Genomic DNA, 17074 nt, shown 5'->3' on the forward strand with positions numbered 1-17074 from the left:
AAAAAACCCACGGGTTGTTCCTCCCCCTTGGGGCATTGCCCCACTCGGAATTTCCGAGCGGAATTTTTTAGAAAGGTTCAGGGCTTGCCGATCTTCAGCTGCGGCGCCGGCGAATGGTTTCAGCGCCCACCGCAAGCACGATAACCACACCGATGATGACCTGCTGCAGGAACGGCGAGACGTTCAGAAGATTGAGGCCGTTGCGCAGGACGCCGATAATGAGAACTCCGATCAGCGTGCCACCAATGCCGCCAGCTCCACCCGATAACGAAGTCCCGCCGATGACGACTGCAGCGATTGTATCCAGCTCATAACCGAAGCCGCTGGAGGGTTGCACTGAGTCAAGGCGTGCGGCGAGCACAATACCGGCCAGTCCAGCCAGAACGGCGCTGGCGACATAAACGCCAATCGTCACCAGCTTGACATTGATGCCAGCAAGGCGAGCCACTTCCGGATTGCCGCCTACCGCGTAAAGCATTCGTCCTTCCGAACGGAAATGTAAGAAGAGCCATGCCACCAGAAGAACGGCGAGCATCAGAAAAACCGTAGCGGTTAAAACGCCGAAATGGCGGTCGATTGCAAGCATCATGAACCAGTCAGGAAACCCAACAATTTGCTGGCCGTCGGTGATCATATTCGCAACACCGCGGGCTGCCGACATCATGGCGAGAGTGGCAATAAACGCTGGCACCCCGAACTGAGTGACAAGAAGTCCGACGATGAGCCCGGCAAGTGCCGCAGCAAGAAGACCAAAGGTGATACCTGCAGCGAGCGGCAGGCCCGCAACATTCGCGGTCCAACCCATCACCATCATTGCCAGTGCGAGTACAGAGCCGACCGAAAGATCGATTCCACCGATCAAAATCACGAAGGTCATGCCGACGGCCATAATGCCGAGCACCGTAATCTGGTCCAGAATGTTGAGGCCGTTGCGCACCGATAAGAAAGCATCGGTGCTGAAGCTGAGAAAGATGCATAGCGCGAGCAGTCCGACGAGCGGCCCGGTGGCTCCCTTGATCTTCCGAACCCAATTTCCCGACGAGGTCTGCTGTTGGTTGACGTCGATCGCCACCATTTTTCCTCCCAAATCGTCAGCTGAACCAGAGAGATTACCCTGGTCAGAATAAATATTCATATCGGCTAGAAAATTCATAACCTATTTCTTTTGGAGCTGTCAACACAGCGTGCGAGGCTATCAGAGGCCATATTTTCGATGTATCCCCTTGACTAAGCGTCCAACTATGCAAGAATATCTATATCTGAATATTTATGCACTATAGAGGAAGCCATGGATATTGCGAAACTCGAGCGACTGGCTCGCGAGATACGGCTACGCGATCTTAAGGCAGTCTTTGATGCCGGCGCTGGACATATTGGTGGTGAGATGTCGGTGATCGACATCCTGACGGCGCTTTATTTTCGCGTGCTCAAGGTCTGGCCTGAACAGCCGAAGCATCCAGAGCGGGATCGCTTCGTCCTCTCGAAGGGTCATACGGCCTGCGCCCTCTATGTGACGCTCGCAAAAAAGGGGTTTATTCCAGAGGAAGAGATCGCAACCTTCCTCAAGCCGCATTCCAGGCTGAATGGCCATCCGAACTGTAACAAGGTTCCCGGTGTGGAAACCAATACAGGTCCCCTTGGCCACGGCCTTCCTGTCGCTGTCGGTATGGCAAAGGCCGCCAAGTTGTCCGGGGCTTCTTACCGCACCTACGTTGTGACCGGCGATGGCGAGATGCAGGAAGGATCGAACTGGGAGGCCATCATGGCTGCTGCACAGTTCAAACTCGACAATCTGACCTTGATTATTGATCACAACAGATTTCAGCAAGGTGCTTCGTTGTCTGACACCAATGCACTAGCTCCGCTGAGGCCCAAGCTGGAAGCGTTCGGATGGGAAGTCACGGAAATCAACGGAAACGAAATGAAGGAAGTTGTTTCTGCGCTCGAACATCGCACTTCGCGCCCCCACGGTATTGTTGCTCACACCAACAAAGGCCACGGGATCTCTTTTATGCAAGACCGGGTCGATTGGCATCATAAGGTCCCAAGTAAAGAGCAATACGAAGTTGCCGTAGCAGAGCTTTCGGAGGCGCTATAATGAATATCCAGGCCAACATGTCCAAGCTCTTTGACTGCCGGGACACATTTGCAGAGACGTTAGAGCGTCTGGCGCACGAAAACGACACCGTCGTCGCTGTTTGTAATGATTCCGTCGGCTCCTCCAAACTTGGAGGCTTTAAAGCAAAGTTTCCGGATCGGCTTGTGAATGTCGGGATTGCCGAGCAAAATATGGTCGGCGTTGGAGCAGGCCTCGCCAATGGAGGACGTCTTCCCTATGTATGTGGCGCCTCGCCATTCTTGACGGGCCGTTCGCTCGAACAGATCAAAGCCGATATCTCCTATTCAAATGCCAATGTGAAACTTGTCGGCATTTCATCCGGTATGGCTTATGGCGAGCTTGGCCCGACCCACCATTCGATCGAAGACTTCGCCTGGACCAGAGTTTTGCCGAACCTGCCAGTGATCGCGCCATGCGATCGCATTGAAACGGCTGCTGCTGTCGAATGGGCTGCGACCTATCAGGGGCCGTGTTTTCTAAGGCTCTCGCGCGTCGGCGTACCTGATCTTCTTCCATCAGATCACAAATTCGAATTGGGCAAGGCGAACGTTCTGCGACCAGGCGACGACGTGACTCTTATTGCGAATGGGACGCTGACGCACCGTATCTTTAAGGCCGCCGCGATCCTCGCTGAGCGTGGAGTGAGTGCGCGCGTCCTTAACCTTGCTACCGTTCGACCCATTGATGAGGAAGCGATCATAGCCGCGGCACGAGAGACCGGTGCCATCTTAACGGCTGAAGAGCACTCCATATTTGGTGGACTTGGTTCCGCGGTCGCCGAAGTGGTTGTTGACAATGCTCCGGTCCCGATGAAACGCCTCGGGGTTCCCGGAATTTACGCTCCAACCGGATCTGCAGAATTCCTACTCGACGAATTCGGAATGACACCTTCGGCCATTGCAGATGCGGCCCAGGCACTCGTAAAGCGCAAGTAATCAGTGTGGATCTCGGCTCGAATTGCCGAGGTCATGCATCCATGGCATTCGGGAGGACGACATGCGCGCCATTTTGGCGATCGATCAGGGGACCACAAACTCTAAGGCGGTCCTGGTCTCGAAAGAGGGCCGAGTGATCGCCAGGGGTTCTGCTGCAGTTGGAATAACCTATCCGCAGCCCGGCTGGGTCGAGCAGGATCCGAACCGCATCTATGCATCCGTCTGCGAGGCGGTGGCAGCTTGCCTCTCGTCTACACGGGGAATTGTTGTCGAAGCCGTTGCAATTTCCAATCAACGCGAATCGGTAACTGCATGGGATGCCGTCTCGGGTCGTCCACTCGGGCCAGTTCTGAGCTGGCAGTGCAGACGCACAGCCAGTGACTGTGAACGCCTCATCGCCCAGGGTCATGTTGATCGCGTTCAATCCATGACAGGGCTTCCGCTCGATCCCATGTTTCCAGGATCAAAGTTTAAGTGGTTGCTGGACAGAGTACCAGCCGGTCGATCGGTCCGTCTGGGAACGATCGATAGCTGGTTAATTCACTGCCTGACAGGTGGAGAAAAACATCTCTGTGACGCCTCAAATGCCTCGCGGAGCCAATTATACGATCTGAAGGCACAAAGGTGGAGCAACGAGCTCGGTGAGATCTTTGAGGTCGATATTCGTCTTTTGCCCGAAGTTCTGGACAGTTGTTCGGATTTTGGAACCACGCGAGGTCTTCAAGGCGTGCCGGATGGAACACCGATCCGAGCCGCAATCGGAGACAGTCATGCTGCGCTCTTCGGACATGGTGCCTTCAAACCTGGCGACGGGAAGGTGACGTTCGGTACCGGTTCTTCCGTCATGACAACACTGCCTCGGTTTGTTGCGCCGGGAAGCGGCATCACCACGACTACGGCATGGCGCATCAACGGGCAACCGACCTTCGCATTTGAAGGAAATATTCTTGTTTCAGCCGCAAGTCTTCCCTGGATGAGCAATATTCTTGGATTACCCGATGTTACCGCGCTCGTCGACCTTGCCGCAACCGCTGAGCCCAATGCGCCTGCATTCGTACCTGCATTCGTAGGACTTGGCGCGCCATATTGGGATTCCGATGCTCGTGCTCTGTTCTCTCAAATCAATTTCAGCACAACACGCGCCCAGATGGCTCGCTCTGTTACGGATTCGGTCGCCTTTCAAGTTCACGATGTTATACATGCCATGAGTGTTCAAAGCGGCGAACAACTCGGCAACCTCTTCGTTGACGGTGGCCCCAGCCAGAATAACTTCCTGATGCAAACCGTCGCGAACCTCATCGATCATCCTGTCATACAATGTAAAGTGCCTGAGGCTTCAGCGCTCGGAGCCGCTTATCTGGCCGGTCTCGCGATGGGCGTTTGGAGCGATTTGTCGGTCATTGAAGGTCTTGAACGGCCTGTCGAAGTAATCCAGCCGGCCGCTGTCGATCGTCCCGCCTTGCTGAAGATCTGGAATGATGCAGTTGCGCGCTCGACCTTGCGCCCAACACCGGCTAAAGGTGAATAAAAATTCACCCCGGGATCAACGATGGCTCGTTTGAACGAACTTCGCCTAATTTCACGAGTGGCCCAGATGTACCACATAGAGGGGCGCCGTCAGGCCGAGATTGCAGAGCATCTGCGGCTTTCGCAAGCAACCGTTTCACGCATGCTCAAAAAAGCAGAGGCGGAAGACATCGTTCGCACAAGCGTCATCCCGCCGATCGGGACGTATATCGAGCTGGAAGCTTCTCTAAGAGAAAAATTCGACCTGCCAGAAGCTGTGGTCGTTGAATGTACGGAAGATCGCGACGGTGCAATTATGGCTCGTATTGGAGAGGCCGCCGCACATCTTCTCGAGATAACCCTAACACCAGGAGAAATTATCGGCGTCTCAAGCTGGAGCCAAACGATCTTCAAGATGGTCGAGAATATCCATCCCCAGAAAAGCGCGCCGGCCAAATATGTGGTCCAGACTTTAGGCGGGATGGGAGATCCGTCTGTCCAGACCCACGCGACGCAGTTGACCGCGCGTCTTGCACGCTTGACCGGCGCTGAGCCTAAACTTCTACCCGTTCAGGGGGTGACATCCTCACGGGAGGCGAAGCTTCTTATGCAAGCCGATCCCTTCGTGCGCGAGACGATGGATTTGTTCGGTAGCATCAGTATTGCCATCGTTGGAATAGGCGCGGTTGAGCCATCTGAACTGCTTGCCCGGTCCGGAAACATCTTTTCTGCGCGAGAACTCGCGGACCTTGCAGAGGCTGGCGCCGTTGGTGATATTTCGCTGCGGTTTTTCGACAAGGAAGGGAAGGCCGTCAAGACGCCGCTAGACGAACGCGTTATCGGTCTCCCACTTGAAGATCTTCGCAATGTCGAGCGGGTTGTCGCGCTGGCTGGTGGTTCAAAGAAAATCGCGGCAATCGCTGGCGCCTTGCGGGTTGGGGTTATCGACATTCTTGTGACTGACAAATTCACGGCACAACGCCTACTGGATCATTGAAAGGGGTCAGAACGAGAGCTGTCCAAAATCGATGGGATGGAAGGCTCCCGCGGTGAGGGAAATGGCTTCGTTATGCAGCGCGTCTCGAGTGCAGTCGTGTGTCCGGCCCTTGATGCAGCCCTTCGGCGGCATAAAACGCATCTCCGGTTGACGAGCCGCAATGACTATAGCCTCCGCATCGGTGGCGTCGTTCTTTTGGCGCTTGACGAAAGGGCGGACATATTGTGGATCATCAACTTGATCTCGTGCCCCACTCTCATCAACTCTCGGGCCTAATAGTGGGCACTCCCGCACGCTTACATAATCACAATCGCTGGTGGCTGTTCCGACAGGAAGCGGAGAAACTGTCCACGTGGCACTTTCTTTAAATACCGTACTTCAACTGCCATCGTTGCTGCGTACAACACGAAAACATTCTTTGCCAGGTCCACCCCGATCATCGTGCCTTTCATTTTGCCGTCTTCTCCATCCTGTGGCCTAAACCACATCATATAGGCACATTTCCACGCCGTGAGGGGAGGACGGCAACCACCCCATCTTGTTCTGGCTCCTTTTCGTAGCGCGCTACCGTCACCTTGTTGATTTGCGCAGATCTGCAAGGGAACTGGCCGTCCAGATGCAATCGGCGACCAGTTCCGCTGTCAGTGTCACTGGGACCGAGTGAATCACATTGCTCGACAGCATTGCAAGGTCGCCGACCTTGGCAAGGTCGGCCGGCGAGACATCCTTGAGACCCAAGTCGGACAGGGTCGCGGGCAGTCCGAGGTCGATGCAGAAGTCGATCGCCTCATGCAATTCTTCCGGCGGCCTGTTTTCCAACACAAGCAGGCAAATGACGCCGAAGGCGACCTTTTCGCCGTGGAAGAAATGGTGCGTTGGCTCAAGCGCGGTCAGTGCATCGTGAATGCCATGGGCAGCCGACACCCCGCAATTCTCGAAGCCAAGGCCGCTTAACAGCGTGTTGGCCTCGATGATGTTTTCCACGGCCTGCGTGAGCTTGCCGCCCTTGGCGGCGGCGTAGGCGGAGCGTCCGTCTCGCATCAGCACCTCATGGCAGGCTCGCGCGATCTGCGCCCCGGCGATCGTCGCGGCATAGCCATCGCCGATATAGTTCCTGGAGCGGGATTCGAGATTGGAGCGGGCTTCGTACCAGGTCGACAGCGCATCGCCGATGCCCGAGACGAGGAAGCGAACAGGGGCTCGGATGATCAGGGCGCTGTCGACAAGCGTGATGTCGGGGTTTCGGCCACAACGCACCACGCGGTCATAAACGCCCTCGGCCGAGTAGATGACACCGATGGAGCTGGTGGGAGAATCTGTCGAGGCGATCGTGGGAACCGTCGCAATCCTGGCGCCGATGTTGAAGGCGGTGATCTTGGCGGTGTCGAGCGCTTTTCCGCCTCCGACGCCGATGACGACGCTTGCCTCCGCGGCCCGGCCCTCGGTCACGCAGCGCGCCACCTCGGCGTCGGTCGATTCACCGCCGAAGCGCACGAACCGGCTGGCAACGCCGCGCTCCGCGAGGCTCTTTTCGATCTGTGGCGTTAGTGTATCCCAGAAGAAGCCGTCGATGATGATGAGAGCCGACTTCGCCAGCGGTTCGACATAGATGCCGAGATCTGCAAGCACGCCTGGGCCCTGGACATAGCGGAGCGGGCCGCCGTAACCACGTTGTGTCATGTGTCTGATCCTGTCTATTCGTTGCCTGGCTTCGGCTCAGCGCAATGTCAGCCCGCCGTCGATGGTGAGAATTTCGCCTGTGGTGAAGCTCGCCGCGTCGCCGGCGAGGTAGACCGCGGCGCCCGCCAGTTCCTCGACGCCGCCGATGCGGTTCTGCACGGCACCCTTGGCCCAGTGCTCGATGACGACTGTCGGGTGCTCGCGCAATACTTCGTCCGTCAGTTCGGTGAGGATGTAGCCGGGGGCGATGGCATTGACGCGTATGTTATGCTCCGCCCATTCCGTGGCCAAAGCCTTGGTTAGCATGTGCACGCCAGCCTTGGAGACGTTGTAGGCGGCGTGACGGAACGGCCAGTTGACGATGCGGCCCGACATCGAGCCGATGTTAATAATCGATCCGCTCTTCTGGGCGATCATCTGCCGTCCCACGGCCTTCGATACGAGAAACACGCCGTCCAGATTGACCGCCATTGTCTGGCGCCAGGTGTCGAGCGCGCAGTCCTCGGCGTTTGCCGGCAGCACGATACCGGCATTGTTGACCAGGATATCGATCCGGCCCCAGCGATCGACCACGGCCTTGGTCATCCGCTCGACGTCGTCTTCGATCGAGACGTCCGCCTGCACCGCAAAACTGTCGACGCCGCCGGCCTTGAGTTCGCTTGCGACCGACTGGGCAAGCTCGAGCGAAGAACGCACGACGATGGCGACATCGGCGCCGTTGGCCGCGAGCGCTTCGGCAAGCGCCTTGCCGATGCCACGCGAGCCGCCGGTGACGATGGCCTTGCGGCCGTTAAGGCTGAACATGTTGCGATAATCATTCTTGCCGGACATCGGCGTCTCCTCCCTGGATGACGGTATTTTGTGCGAGGCCTGAAACGTCAGGCCTCGGTGTGTGACGTCTGCGGCGTCACGGTCGTTTCGCCCCATTGCTTGAGCAGATGCTCGCCGGTGCGCTGTGCCTGCGCGACGATCGTCAGCGACGGATTGAGCGCCGTCGACGACGGCAGGAACGAGGCGTCGACGACATAGAGATTGTCGATGTCCCAGACCTTGCAGTTCGGGTCGAGCACCGAGGTTGCCGGATCGTTGCCGAACCGGGCGGTGCCGCACTGGTGCATGGATACCTTGATATCCATCTTGTTGGTGATGATCAGCGGATAGCCGAGCGAGCGCATGTGCCGCGACCAGACCTTCACCAGTTCATTATGGCACTTCAGGTTATTGGCGGTGTAGCTCAGGCGGATCTTGCCGTCTGGATCCAGCGAGACGCGGTTGTTGGGATCCGGCAGATCCTCCGACATGATCCACCAGTCGACGCTGCGGTCGGCGAAGGCCGACATCAGCCATTCCGGCGCCCAGGCCGCATTGGCCGTCAGCATGCCGCCCTGCAGCTTGCCGAGCCCCTGCACGTTGCCGAGCGGGTACGGTTTTTCGCTGTTGGCGAGATAGTAGTCGTTGATCGCCATCGACTTCTGGAAGACGACGCGGTTCCTCCTGAACGGCGAGATCGCCATCATCGCCGTGTTGTTGTGTGCCATGTAGTTGCGGCCGAGCTGATCGGACATGTTGTTGCCGAGACCGCGCTTGTGCGAATCATTGGCCGAGCGCAGCAGCAGGGCTGAGGAATTGATGGCGCCGGCGCTACTGATGAAAGTGTCGGCCGAGATCGTGCGCGTCTCGCCACCATGGGTCAGCTCGACGCCGGTGACGCGCTTGCCCGTGGGGTCGGTGATGAGACGGTGGACGAAGGTCTCGGTCACGAGGTCGATGCCGCCCTTGGCGATGGCAGGGTTGACCAGTCGCACCTCGGCATCGCCCTTCGCCCCGATCTTGCAGGCGAAGCCGTCGCAGGTACGACAGCGGATACACCTGCCGCCGTCGTGGTAGTCGATGGCGATCGGCAGCGGGAAGGGGCGCAGTCCCTTTTCACGCAGCTTCTTGTCGAAGACGGCAATTTCGGGCTCGTGGCCGATCGCAGGGTAGGGCATCGGGCCGGAACGGGGCGGCTCCGTCGGATCCATGCCGGCGGTTCCATGCGTGCCCATCAGTCGCTCGGCGATGTCGTAATAAGGGGCGAATTCGGAATAGGACACGGGCCATGCCGGCGCCACGCCGTCCTCGTGCTGCAGGTCCTCGAAGTCTTCGGCCCGGAAGCGAAGGGTGGCGGCGCCGAAGAACTTGCTGTTGCCGCCGACGTAGTAATAGGTGCTCGGGTTGAAGGCGACGCCGTCCTTGTCACGCCAGGTTTCCTTGGTCGCGTATTTCTTGGTATGGAAAACCGCGTCGACGCTCCAGTTATCAGCCTCGCGCGGCAGGCGCGGGCCGCGTTCGATCATCAATATGCTCCGGCCGGTCCCGGCCAGCTTGTTGGCCAGGGCGCCGCCGCCGACGCCCGCGCCAATGATGATGACGTCGTAGAAATTCTTGATCTCGTTCACTGCATTCCTCCCGATGGCCTCCCGGCGTCCGCCGTCCGCCATGCGTCTTGAGTTACATGACGGCCCCGACCTGCCAAGGCACGAATTCGTTGTCGCCGTAATTGTACAATTCGCTCGCGGTCTTGCGGCCCGAGGCCGCGTCGAGGATCGTCTGGAAGATCCGCTCACCCACCTGCTCGACGGTTTCGTCGCCGGTGACGATCGTGCCGCAGTTGATGTCCATGTCTTCCTGCATGCGCTCATACATGGGCGTGTTGGTGGCGAGCTTCAGCGATGGCGCCGGCTTGAAACCGGAGACCGAGCCGCGTCCCGTGGTGAAACAGATGATATTGCAGCCGCCGGCGACCTGACCGGTCACCGCCACCGGGTCATAACCCGGCGTGTCCATGAAGACGAAGCCGCTCGCCTCGATCTTCTCGGCATATTCGTAGACCGCGTTTAGCCTGGACATGCCGCCCTTGGCGACGGCGCCGAGCGATTTCTCGAGAATCGTCGTCAGGCCGCCGGCCTTGTTGCCGTGCGACGGGTTGTTGTTGAGTTCTGCCTTGCCGCGCTCGGCATAGTCGCGCCACCACTCGATGCGCTCCAAAAGCTTCTTGGCGACATCGGGCGAGGCAGCCCGCCGGGTCAGAAGGTGTTCGGCGCCATAGATCTCGGGCGTTTCGGCGAGACATGCAGTTCCACCATGGCGCACCAGGAGATCGGAGGCATAGCCCAGCGCCGGGTTGGCGGAGATACCGGAGTAGCCGTCGGAGCCACCACACTCGAGCGCCAGTTTCAAGAGGGACGCAGGCTGCGGCGTCCGCTGGGCGGCGTTCACGATAGGCAGCATCGAATCGATGGCGGAGATTGCCTCCTCGATGGTGCGGCGCGTGCCGCCCGTCGCCTGGATCGTCATCGCCCGGAAGGTGTCGCCTTCGGTCAGCCCGTGCGCCGACAGGATGGCCGGGATCTGGTTGGTCTCGCAGCCGAGCCCGATCATGACGACGCCGCCGACATTCGGATGCGTGGCATAGCCGGCGAGTGTCCGCGTCAGGTAGCGATAACCTTCCTCGAGCGTGTTGATGGCGCAGCCGCCGGCATGGGTGAGCGCGATGATGCCGTGGACGTTGGGGTAATCATCGAGACACCCCGGTGCACCGAAGTGGGCGGCGACCGCCTTCGAGACGGTGGCCGAACAGTTTACCGACGAGACGATGGCGATGTAGTTACGGGTTCCGGCCAGGCCGTTCGGGCGGGCATAGCCGAGGAAGGTCGCTCGTTGCGCGGGGGCGATGAAATCAGGCTCGCGGGCATCGACGCAGAATTCGTGCGACAGCTCGACGTCGCCCATCGCCATGTTGTGCGTATGCACATGCTCGCCGACGGTGATGTCGCGGCTGGCAAAGCCGATCACCTGGCCGTACTTGATGACAGGCGCGCCGGCTCTCAGCGCTTCGACGGCCACCTTGTGACCCTGGGTGATGCGGTCGGAAAGCCGTGCTCCGCCGAGCTCCGGATAGGGCGCCGGATCAAGAGATACCCGGGCGATGGCGACATTGTCGAGGGCGTTGAGCAACAGCAGAGGCGACGTGGTGGTGAAAGCCGTCATGTCAGCTGTCCTTCTTTTCAAAGAGGGAAATCTTGTCTTCGTACATGTTCGACATGACCGCGAAGGACGAATCGAGGTGGATGCGCATGGCGAGTTCCGCCTGGTCCGCGCTTCTATTCCGCAGCGCCCGGACGATAGCCTCGTGCTGTTCCGTCACCATGGCGAGGTGGCCGGGAACGGGCGCACTCAGCTGGCGCATGCGGTCGAGATGGACCTTGGCCAGCGTAATGAACTTCCAGATGCGCGGAAACTTGCTGATGCCGGCGATCGTGCTGTGCAAGGCATCGTCGGCGTCCAGATAAAGCTCCAGCGTGTTGCGCTCGAGAAGCATACGCATATCCTTGATGATCAAGTTGAGCGCCTCGACATCATGGTCGTTGATGAGCGTCGCCGCCTTGCGCACGCTTTCGATCTCAAGCGCACGGCGGATCACGAAGCCCTCTTCGGCCACCGCGTAAGAGATGCGGCTCACATAGGTTCCCGAATGCGGAAAGATATCCACGAGCCCTTCATCGGCCAGTCGCTGCAGTGCTTCGCGCACCGGCGTCCGCGACACGCCAAACTCGCTGCACAGGTCCTTTTCCGAGATTACAGCACCCGGTTGCATTTGCAGGTGGACGATTGCTTGTCGCAACATCCCATATATCTGTTCGGCCTTCGGAATCGGTCTCATTTCAGCTCAACTCTGCTCTAAAGTGCGAAAAAGTATCGCAAGTGTTGAATTTAAGCAATCTGCAGATTTATCGTTGACAGGCGGTTCATCATCTGCCTTTTATAACTCATATATTAGTTGGCGACGCAAGAGAAAAATTTGCTGCAGGCCAACGGAGGAGGAACGCACCCCGTCAAGCCGGGTGAATTTCAAAAACGTAGGCATATGGGCGGCTTGATGCAGAGCCCTGCGAACACGGTCAAAGCCGGTGCGGCATTGCTGCGCCGTCTTGCTGCGCAGGTCTGTCTCGTCCTCCCGAAAACAGGATAACGGCAGTCGAAATGGCAACCATCAACTATCTTACCCGCATCGAATTCGACGAAGGCGCGATCGCTCGTCTGTCGGCATTGCTGGCTGAACTCGGCGCCAAGCGCCCGCTGATCGCCACCGATCGCGGCCTGGTCGCAACCGGTCTCGTCGAGCGCGTCGTCGGCCTGCTTTCGGAACCGCCGGTGGTATTCGAAGGGACGCCCGCCAACCCGACAGAAGATGCGGTCAGCGCCGCCTATGCTCTCTATGTCGAGAAGGGCTGTGACAGCATCGTCGGGCTCGGCGGCGGCTCTTCGCTCGATCTCGCCAAGGCTGTCCGACTGCTCTCCGGCCATGAAGGACCGCTGGCGCAATATACGGCTGTCGAAGGCGGCGCCGCGCGCATCCACGGCCGCATTTGTCCGATGATCGCTGTTCCCACCACCTCGGGAACCGGTTCGGAAGTCGGCCGCGCCGCCGTTATCATCACGGCGGAAGGGCGCAAGCTCGGCATTCTCAGCGGCCACATGCTGCCGTCGATCGCGCTTTGCGATCCGGAACTCACCTACGGCCTGCCGCCTTTCCTGACAGCCGCAACCGGCATGGACGCGCTGTCCCATTGTCTCGAAACCTACATGGCGCCGTCGATCAATCCACCGGCTGAAGCGATCGCGCTCGATGGCCTGAAGCGCGGACTGCCGGCCATTCGCGCCGCTGTCGCCAACGGCAAGGATCGTGGCGCCCGCTGGGACATGATGATGACAGCGCTCGAAGGGGCGATGGCCTTCCAGAAGGGTCTCGGCGCCGTTCACGCCCTGACGCATCCGCTCGGTGCGATCCGAGAACTCAACCTGCATCACGGCACGCTGAACGCCGTCCTCATGCCTGCGGTACTGCGATTCAACCGCGAGGTCATCGGCGCCAAGTGGGACGTGCTGACCGAAATGCTCGGTGGCGTCCCGGATGAAGAGATCGCGGCTCTTAACCGCGACATCGGCATGCCCAGCGGTTTGGAGGCGATGGGCGTGACCGAGGCGATGATGGAGAAGGTGTCGCGCGAGGCGCTCAAAGATCATTGCCACGCGACCAATCCGCGTCGTGCGACGCAGGAGGAATATCTGCAGCTGCTTCGCGACTCGCGCTGAGCGCGACCGCGCATACGAAATGTCCGGGCGTTCCGGCCATACACACGGGAGGTGTCTAATGTCTGATATTGAAACGGGTTCGAAGGACCAGGAGTCCTTTCTCTCTGGAATGAAGCTGACGCGACGTGGCGTTCTCAGCGCCGGTGCTGCAATGACTGTGGCAGCGGCTCTCAGCCGTCCGAAGTTCGCCTATGCGCAGGACCTGCAGTTCTGTGCGTCGCTGGGCTGGACCGTGTGGGAATCGGGCCGTCACATCGTCAACGGCTACAAGGACGCGGTCGAGCGCCTGGGCGGCACGCTGACCATCGCCGACGCCAACTACGACATCAAGAAGCAGGCTGATCAGATCGCCGCTTTCGTGGCATCGAAGCCCGCCGCCATCTTCATCACCCCGGCAGACGCCGCGGCGATCTCGCCGGCCGTGCAGGCCGCCGTCGCCTCCGGCATTCCGATCTTCTGTGGCGACAGCTATGTGCCGAACACGACGGTTACCTCGACAGCCATGTCCAACAACTTCGGCCTCGGTGCCGCAGGCGCCGAATACATCGCCAAGCGTCTCGAGGGTAAAGGCAACGTCGCCATCGTCAGCCTTCCCTCCAACGAATCCTGGGACCAGCGCACGCTCGGCGCCAAGTCGGTTTTCGTCCGCTTCCCTAATATTAAGGTCGTCTCGGAGATCGCGTTTGCGCTCGGCGGCACCACCACGCCGCGCCAGGTCGTCGACAACATCCTGACGGCCAATCCCCAGCTCGACGCGATCTGGTGCGCCTGGGATGGTGCCGCTTCCGAGGGAACGCTCGCCATACGCGCCGCCGGTCGCAAGACCTTCATCACCGGCATCGACGGCGGCAAGCAGTCCTTCGAATACATCAAGGCTGGCTCGCCGTTTGCGCTGACGATGGCGCAGAGCTTCTACGAAATGGCCTACATGAATGCGTTCTACGCGCATGAAGTGGTTGCCGGTCGCAAGGCACCGCGCTTCGTGGTCACGCCGTCCTACGCCGTCACTCAGGACAGCCTGAAGGATCTGGCCGAGATTCCGGACACTTACGACAAGCCCGGCGAAGCAGCCAAGCTCGGTTGGGCGCGCGCTCTCTGATCGCTCTTTCGTCAGACGGGCCGGTTCGGATACCGGCCCGTCGTGATCACAATCTGGCGACTTGCCGACATCAGGGCAGCCGCCAAGGGATTTGAGAAAAACAATGGCAACCGTGTTGAGCATGCGGCAGATTGAGAAACGCTTCGGTGTCGTCATGGCGCTCGACAGCGTCAATTTCGAGCTCGAGAGGGGTGAGATCCATGCGCTCCTCGGCGTCAATGGCGCCGGCAAGTCGACGCTGATCAAGATCCTCGCCGGCGTCTACATCAAGGATTCCGGCACGATCGAGATCGACGGGCGCTCGGTCGAGATCGGCACGCCTGCCGCGGCGATCGACTGCGGCATCGCTTCGGTGCAGCAGCATCCGGAGCTAGTCAACGACTTCACCGGCGTCGAGAATATCTTCCTCGGCCAGGAAGCCGGCGAGACCGGTCTTGCCGGCCGCATCAACCGCAAGTCCATGCGGCTTGCCGCCCAGACATTGCTCAAGCGTTTTCCGATCGAGATCGATCTCGATGTCCGCGTCGGCGAAATGCCGGCAGTGGACCGCGAGATCGTCGCCGTCCTGCACGCGCTGCGCCGCGACGACATCCGCATCCTGATCCTCGACGAGCCGACCTCGACGCTGACCGAGCGCGAGAAGGCATCGCTGTTCCAGCTTATGCGCACGCTGAAGGCGGCCGGCATCGCGATCATCTATATTACTCACCGTCTCGAGGAGGTCTTCGAGATCGCCGACCGGTTCACGGTGTTCCGCGGCGGCCGCAATGTCGCGACGCTCACCGCGCGTGAAGCGCGCGAACAGAACATTTCCATTCCTGAATTGATGCTGGACGAAAAGACCGGTGATATCTTCCCTCCCAGGGTAGGCCAGGCGGGCGGCGAAGTGATGATGCAGGTATCAGGCCTCGAAAAGCGTGGCCTGTTTTCAGGTGTCAGCTTCACGCTCCGTCGCGGCGAGATCCTTGGGATCTTCGGCCTTGTGGGATCGGGCGTCGACGAGCTGTCGAAAACGCTGTTCGGCGTCATCCGGCCCGATGCCGGGACAATCAGCATCAAGGGCAAGGACGTGGTCCTCAGGGATCCGCATGACGCGCTAAAGCACGGCATCTTTCTGGTGCCCGGCGATCGTCGCACCGAGGGACTGACCTTGACCAAGGACGTCGTCTTCAACACGACGCTGGCGCATCTCGGCAAGGCATCCTGGCTCGGCGGGCTGCTGAAATTTGGTAAGAACCGCAAGGCTGCCGAGGATCTGGCCAAGCGGGTGGCGCTGCAGCCGCCGAAGCTCGACCGGCCGGCCAGCGCCTTCTCGGGCGGCAATCAGCAGAAGATCGTCATCGCCAAGGGGCTCTACCGGGATTCGGAAATCTACATCTTCGTCGAGCCGACCGTCGGCGTCGACATCGGCGCGCGGGCGACGCTTTACACCCTGATGCGCGAGCTTTCGCAGAAGGCCGGCGTGCTCGTCATCTCGTCTGACTGCGACGAGGTGCACGGCATCGCCGACCGCACCATCGCGCTCTACAAGGGCCGGCCGATGACGGCGCCGGACATGGCCCCGACACGCGACCAGCTTCTTGCCGCCGGAATTGTGGGAGTAAGATCATGACGGAAGCGCTCAAGCTGCCACCGATCCTCCTCAGGCTAGGCGCCTTCATCGGGTTGCTGGCCGTGATCGCGGCAGTGTTCCAGTTCTTCGCGCCGGCTTATCTCAGCAATGCCAATCTCCATGCGCTGCTGCGTCACATGTCGGTCAACGGTCTGGCGGCTATCGGTCTGACCTTCGTGATCGTCGTCCGGCATTTCGACCTGTCCTTCCCCGGTGTCGCTTCGCTCGGCGCCATGACGCTCGGCTGGTTGCTGGCGATGGGCCATGGCCTCGGCGTCTCGATATCGGGCGGCATTGCCGTCGGCGTGCTGGCCGGCGTGATCAACGGCACGGCGGTCGCCTATTTCAAGCTCCCAGACATCGTCACGACGATCGCCACCGGCGGTGTCGCCGTTGGGCTCTCCTATTTCTACAGCAACGGCACGTCGATCTCCGAAAACTTCTTCATGTCCGGCATTCTCGATCTCAACGACGCCAAGATGCTGACGCTCGATATGCCGGTGGTCATCCTGCTCTGTTCCGCCGTGGTTGCTTTCATCATCCTGCATGCTTCCCGCTATGGCCGTGCGTTTTATGCAACGGGTGAAAACAAGCTGTCGGCGATCTTCTCCGGTGTCCGCGTCAAGGCATACATCCTGGCAGCCTTCGCCCTCTGCGGCGCCTCGGCCTGTCTCGCCATCACGCTGCTGGTAGCCTCCTCGGGCGCCGCCAACGTCACGGCGGGCAGCCAGTTGTTGATGCCGGCTTTTGCCGCCGTCTATCTCGGCGCTGCCCTGTTCGGCGCGCCGTCGATCCCGGCGACGCTCGCGGGCACGCTGCTGATGTCGGCGATGCTCAACGGCTTCACGCTGCTGGCGATACCCTACTACTACAGCGATGCCATCGTCAGCACCGTGCTGATCGGCGCGATCGCGATATTCGACCCGAAATTGACGGCGATGCTGACGGGTATGGTCACCGGCCGCACGACGGCACGCTGAGGGAGACAAGA

The 17074-nt window shown here is 59.7% G+C and carries 14 protein-coding genes and 1 pseudogene; 8 read left to right on the forward strand and 7 right to left on the reverse strand.

Going from position 1 to position 17074, the window contains the following annotated elements:
• Positions 1-94 precede the first annotated feature (94 nt).
• On the reverse strand, positions 95-1075 hold the full coding sequence (locus VQ830_RS21290) for an ABC transporter permease (protein WP_337270243.1): 981 nt from the start codon (positions 1073-1075) through the stop codon (positions 95-97).
• Between the two features lie 213 nt (positions 1076-1288).
• Here VQ830_RS21290 and VQ830_RS21295 point away from each other — a divergent pair, with 213 nt between their 5' ends.
• From VQ830_RS21295 to VQ830_RS21310, 4 genes are all read left to right on the forward strand, one after another.
• Positions 1289-2098 (forward strand): transketolase, encoded by an 810-nt coding sequence (locus VQ830_RS21295; RefSeq protein WP_337270162.1) that lies wholly within the window; start codon positions 1289-1291, stop codon positions 2096-2098.
• Complete coding sequence (locus VQ830_RS21300; protein WP_337270163.1) at positions 2098-3054, forward strand: transketolase family protein; 957 nt, start codon at positions 2098-2100, stop codon at positions 3052-3054. The genes VQ830_RS21295 and VQ830_RS21300 overlap by 1 nt, the downstream gene beginning before the upstream one ends.
• A gap of 61 nt (positions 3055-3115) precedes the next feature.
• Positions 3116-4582, forward strand: coding sequence for an FGGY family carbohydrate kinase (locus tag VQ830_RS21305; protein WP_337270164.1), 1467 nt, complete (start codon positions 3116-3118; stop codon positions 4580-4582).
• Between the two features lie 21 nt (positions 4583-4603).
• Complete coding sequence (locus VQ830_RS21310) at positions 4604-5557, forward strand: sugar-binding transcriptional regulator (protein ID WP_337270165.1); 954 nt, start codon at positions 4604-4606, stop codon at positions 5555-5557.
• A 120-nt stretch (positions 5558-5677) separates the two neighbouring features.
• Here the strand turns inward: VQ830_RS21310 and VQ830_RS28845 are convergent.
• The 6 genes and pseudogenes from VQ830_RS28845 to VQ830_RS21335 all read right to left on the reverse strand — a co-directional run.
• Positions 5678-6009: pseudogene (locus VQ830_RS28845) on the reverse strand (IS110 family RNA-guided transposase); the annotation flags it as partial.
• A 118-nt stretch (positions 6010-6127) separates the two neighbouring features.
• Positions 6128-7237 (reverse strand): glycerol dehydrogenase, encoded by a 1110-nt coding sequence (locus VQ830_RS21315; protein WP_337270166.1) that lies wholly within the window; start codon positions 7235-7237, stop codon positions 6128-6130.
• 36 nt (positions 7238-7273) lie between these two features.
• Complete coding sequence (locus tag VQ830_RS21320; RefSeq protein WP_337270167.1) at positions 7274-8068, reverse strand: SDR family NAD(P)-dependent oxidoreductase; 795 nt, start codon at positions 8066-8068, stop codon at positions 7274-7276.
• Between the two features lie 47 nt (positions 8069-8115).
• A complete protein-coding gene (locus tag VQ830_RS21325; RefSeq protein WP_337270168.1) occupies positions 8116-9675 on the reverse strand; it encodes a GMC family oxidoreductase in 1560 nt (519 codons plus the stop codon).
• A 52-nt stretch (positions 9676-9727) separates the two neighbouring features.
• Entirely contained in the window at positions 9728-11266 is a 1539-nt protein-coding gene (locus VQ830_RS21330) for a UxaA family hydrolase (RefSeq protein ID WP_337270169.1), read from the reverse strand.
• Position 11267: 1 nt separating this feature from the next.
• Complete coding sequence (locus tag VQ830_RS21335; RefSeq protein ID WP_337270170.1) at positions 11268-11939, reverse strand: GntR family transcriptional regulator; 672 nt, start codon at positions 11937-11939, stop codon at positions 11268-11270.
• Between the two features lie 320 nt (positions 11940-12259).
• On the opposite strand from VQ830_RS21335, the gene gbd reads away from it, so the two are divergent.
• The 4 genes from gbd (at position 12260) to VQ830_RS21355 (ending at position 17063) form a co-directional block, all read left to right on the forward strand.
• Positions 12260-13372, forward strand: coding sequence for a 4-hydroxybutyrate dehydrogenase (gbd, locus tag VQ830_RS21340; RefSeq protein WP_337270171.1), 1113 nt, complete (start codon positions 12260-12262; stop codon positions 13370-13372).
• Between the two features lie 58 nt (positions 13373-13430).
• On the forward strand, positions 13431-14471 hold the full coding sequence (locus VQ830_RS21345) for a sugar ABC transporter substrate-binding protein (RefSeq protein ID WP_337270172.1): 1041 nt from the start codon (positions 13431-13433) through the stop codon (positions 14469-14471).
• A 103-nt stretch (positions 14472-14574) separates the two neighbouring features.
• A complete protein-coding gene (locus VQ830_RS21350; protein ID WP_337270173.1) occupies positions 14575-16083 on the forward strand; it encodes a sugar ABC transporter ATP-binding protein in 1509 nt (502 codons plus the stop codon).
• A complete protein-coding gene (locus tag VQ830_RS21355) occupies positions 16080-17063 on the forward strand; it encodes an ABC transporter permease (RefSeq protein ID WP_337270174.1) in 984 nt (327 codons plus the stop codon). The genes VQ830_RS21350 and VQ830_RS21355 overlap by 4 nt, the downstream gene beginning before the upstream one ends.
• The last annotated feature ends 11 nt before the right edge of the window (positions 17064-17074 follow it).

Source organism: Oryzifoliimicrobium ureilyticum, from assembly GCF_037199735.1.
GTDB classification, from domain to species: Bacteria; Pseudomonadota; Alphaproteobacteria; order Rhizobiales; family Rhizobiaceae; genus Rhizobium; species Rhizobium ureilyticus.

Excerpts from the sequence above, each read along its gene's own strand:
- VQ830_RS21290 (WP_337270243.1), bottom strand. The coding sequence starts at position 1,075 with ATGGTGGCGATCGACGTCAACCAACAGCAGACCTCGTCGGGAAATTGG.
- VQ830_RS21295 (WP_337270162.1), top strand. The coding sequence starts at position 1,289 with ATGGATATTGCGAAACTCGAGCGACTGGCTCGCGAGATACGGCTACGC.
- VQ830_RS21300 (WP_337270163.1), top strand. The coding sequence starts at position 2,098 with ATGAATATCCAGGCCAACATGTCCAAGCTCTTTGACTGCCGGGACACA.
- VQ830_RS21305 (WP_337270164.1), top strand. The coding sequence starts at position 3,116 with ATGCGCGCCATTTTGGCGATCGATCAGGGGACCACAAACTCTAAGGCG.
- VQ830_RS21310 (WP_337270165.1), top strand. The coding sequence starts at position 4,604 with ATGGCTCGTTTGAACGAACTTCGCCTAATTTCACGAGTGGCCCAGATG.
- VQ830_RS21315 (WP_337270166.1), bottom strand. The coding sequence starts at position 7,237 with ATGACACAACGTGGTTACGGCGGCCCGCTCCGCTATGTCCAGGGCCCA.
- VQ830_RS21320 (WP_337270167.1), bottom strand. The coding sequence starts at position 8,068 with ATGTCCGGCAAGAATGATTATCGCAACATGTTCAGCCTTAACGGCCGC.
- VQ830_RS21330 (WP_337270169.1), bottom strand. The coding sequence starts at position 11,266 with ATGACGGCTTTCACCACCACGTCGCCTCTGCTGTTGCTCAACGCCCTC.
- VQ830_RS21335 (WP_337270170.1), bottom strand. The coding sequence starts at position 11,939 with ATGAGACCGATTCCGAAGGCCGAACAGATATATGGGATGTTGCGACAA.
- gbd (WP_337270171.1), top strand. The coding sequence starts at position 12,260 with ATGGCAACCATCAACTATCTTACCCGCATCGAATTCGACGAAGGCGCG.
- VQ830_RS21345 (WP_337270172.1), top strand. The coding sequence starts at position 13,431 with ATGTCTGATATTGAAACGGGTTCGAAGGACCAGGAGTCCTTTCTCTCT.
- VQ830_RS21350 (WP_337270173.1), top strand. The coding sequence starts at position 14,575 with ATGGCAACCGTGTTGAGCATGCGGCAGATTGAGAAACGCTTCGGTGTC.
- VQ830_RS21355 (WP_337270174.1), top strand. The coding sequence starts at position 16,080 with ATGACGGAAGCGCTCAAGCTGCCACCGATCCTCCTCAGGCTAGGCGCC.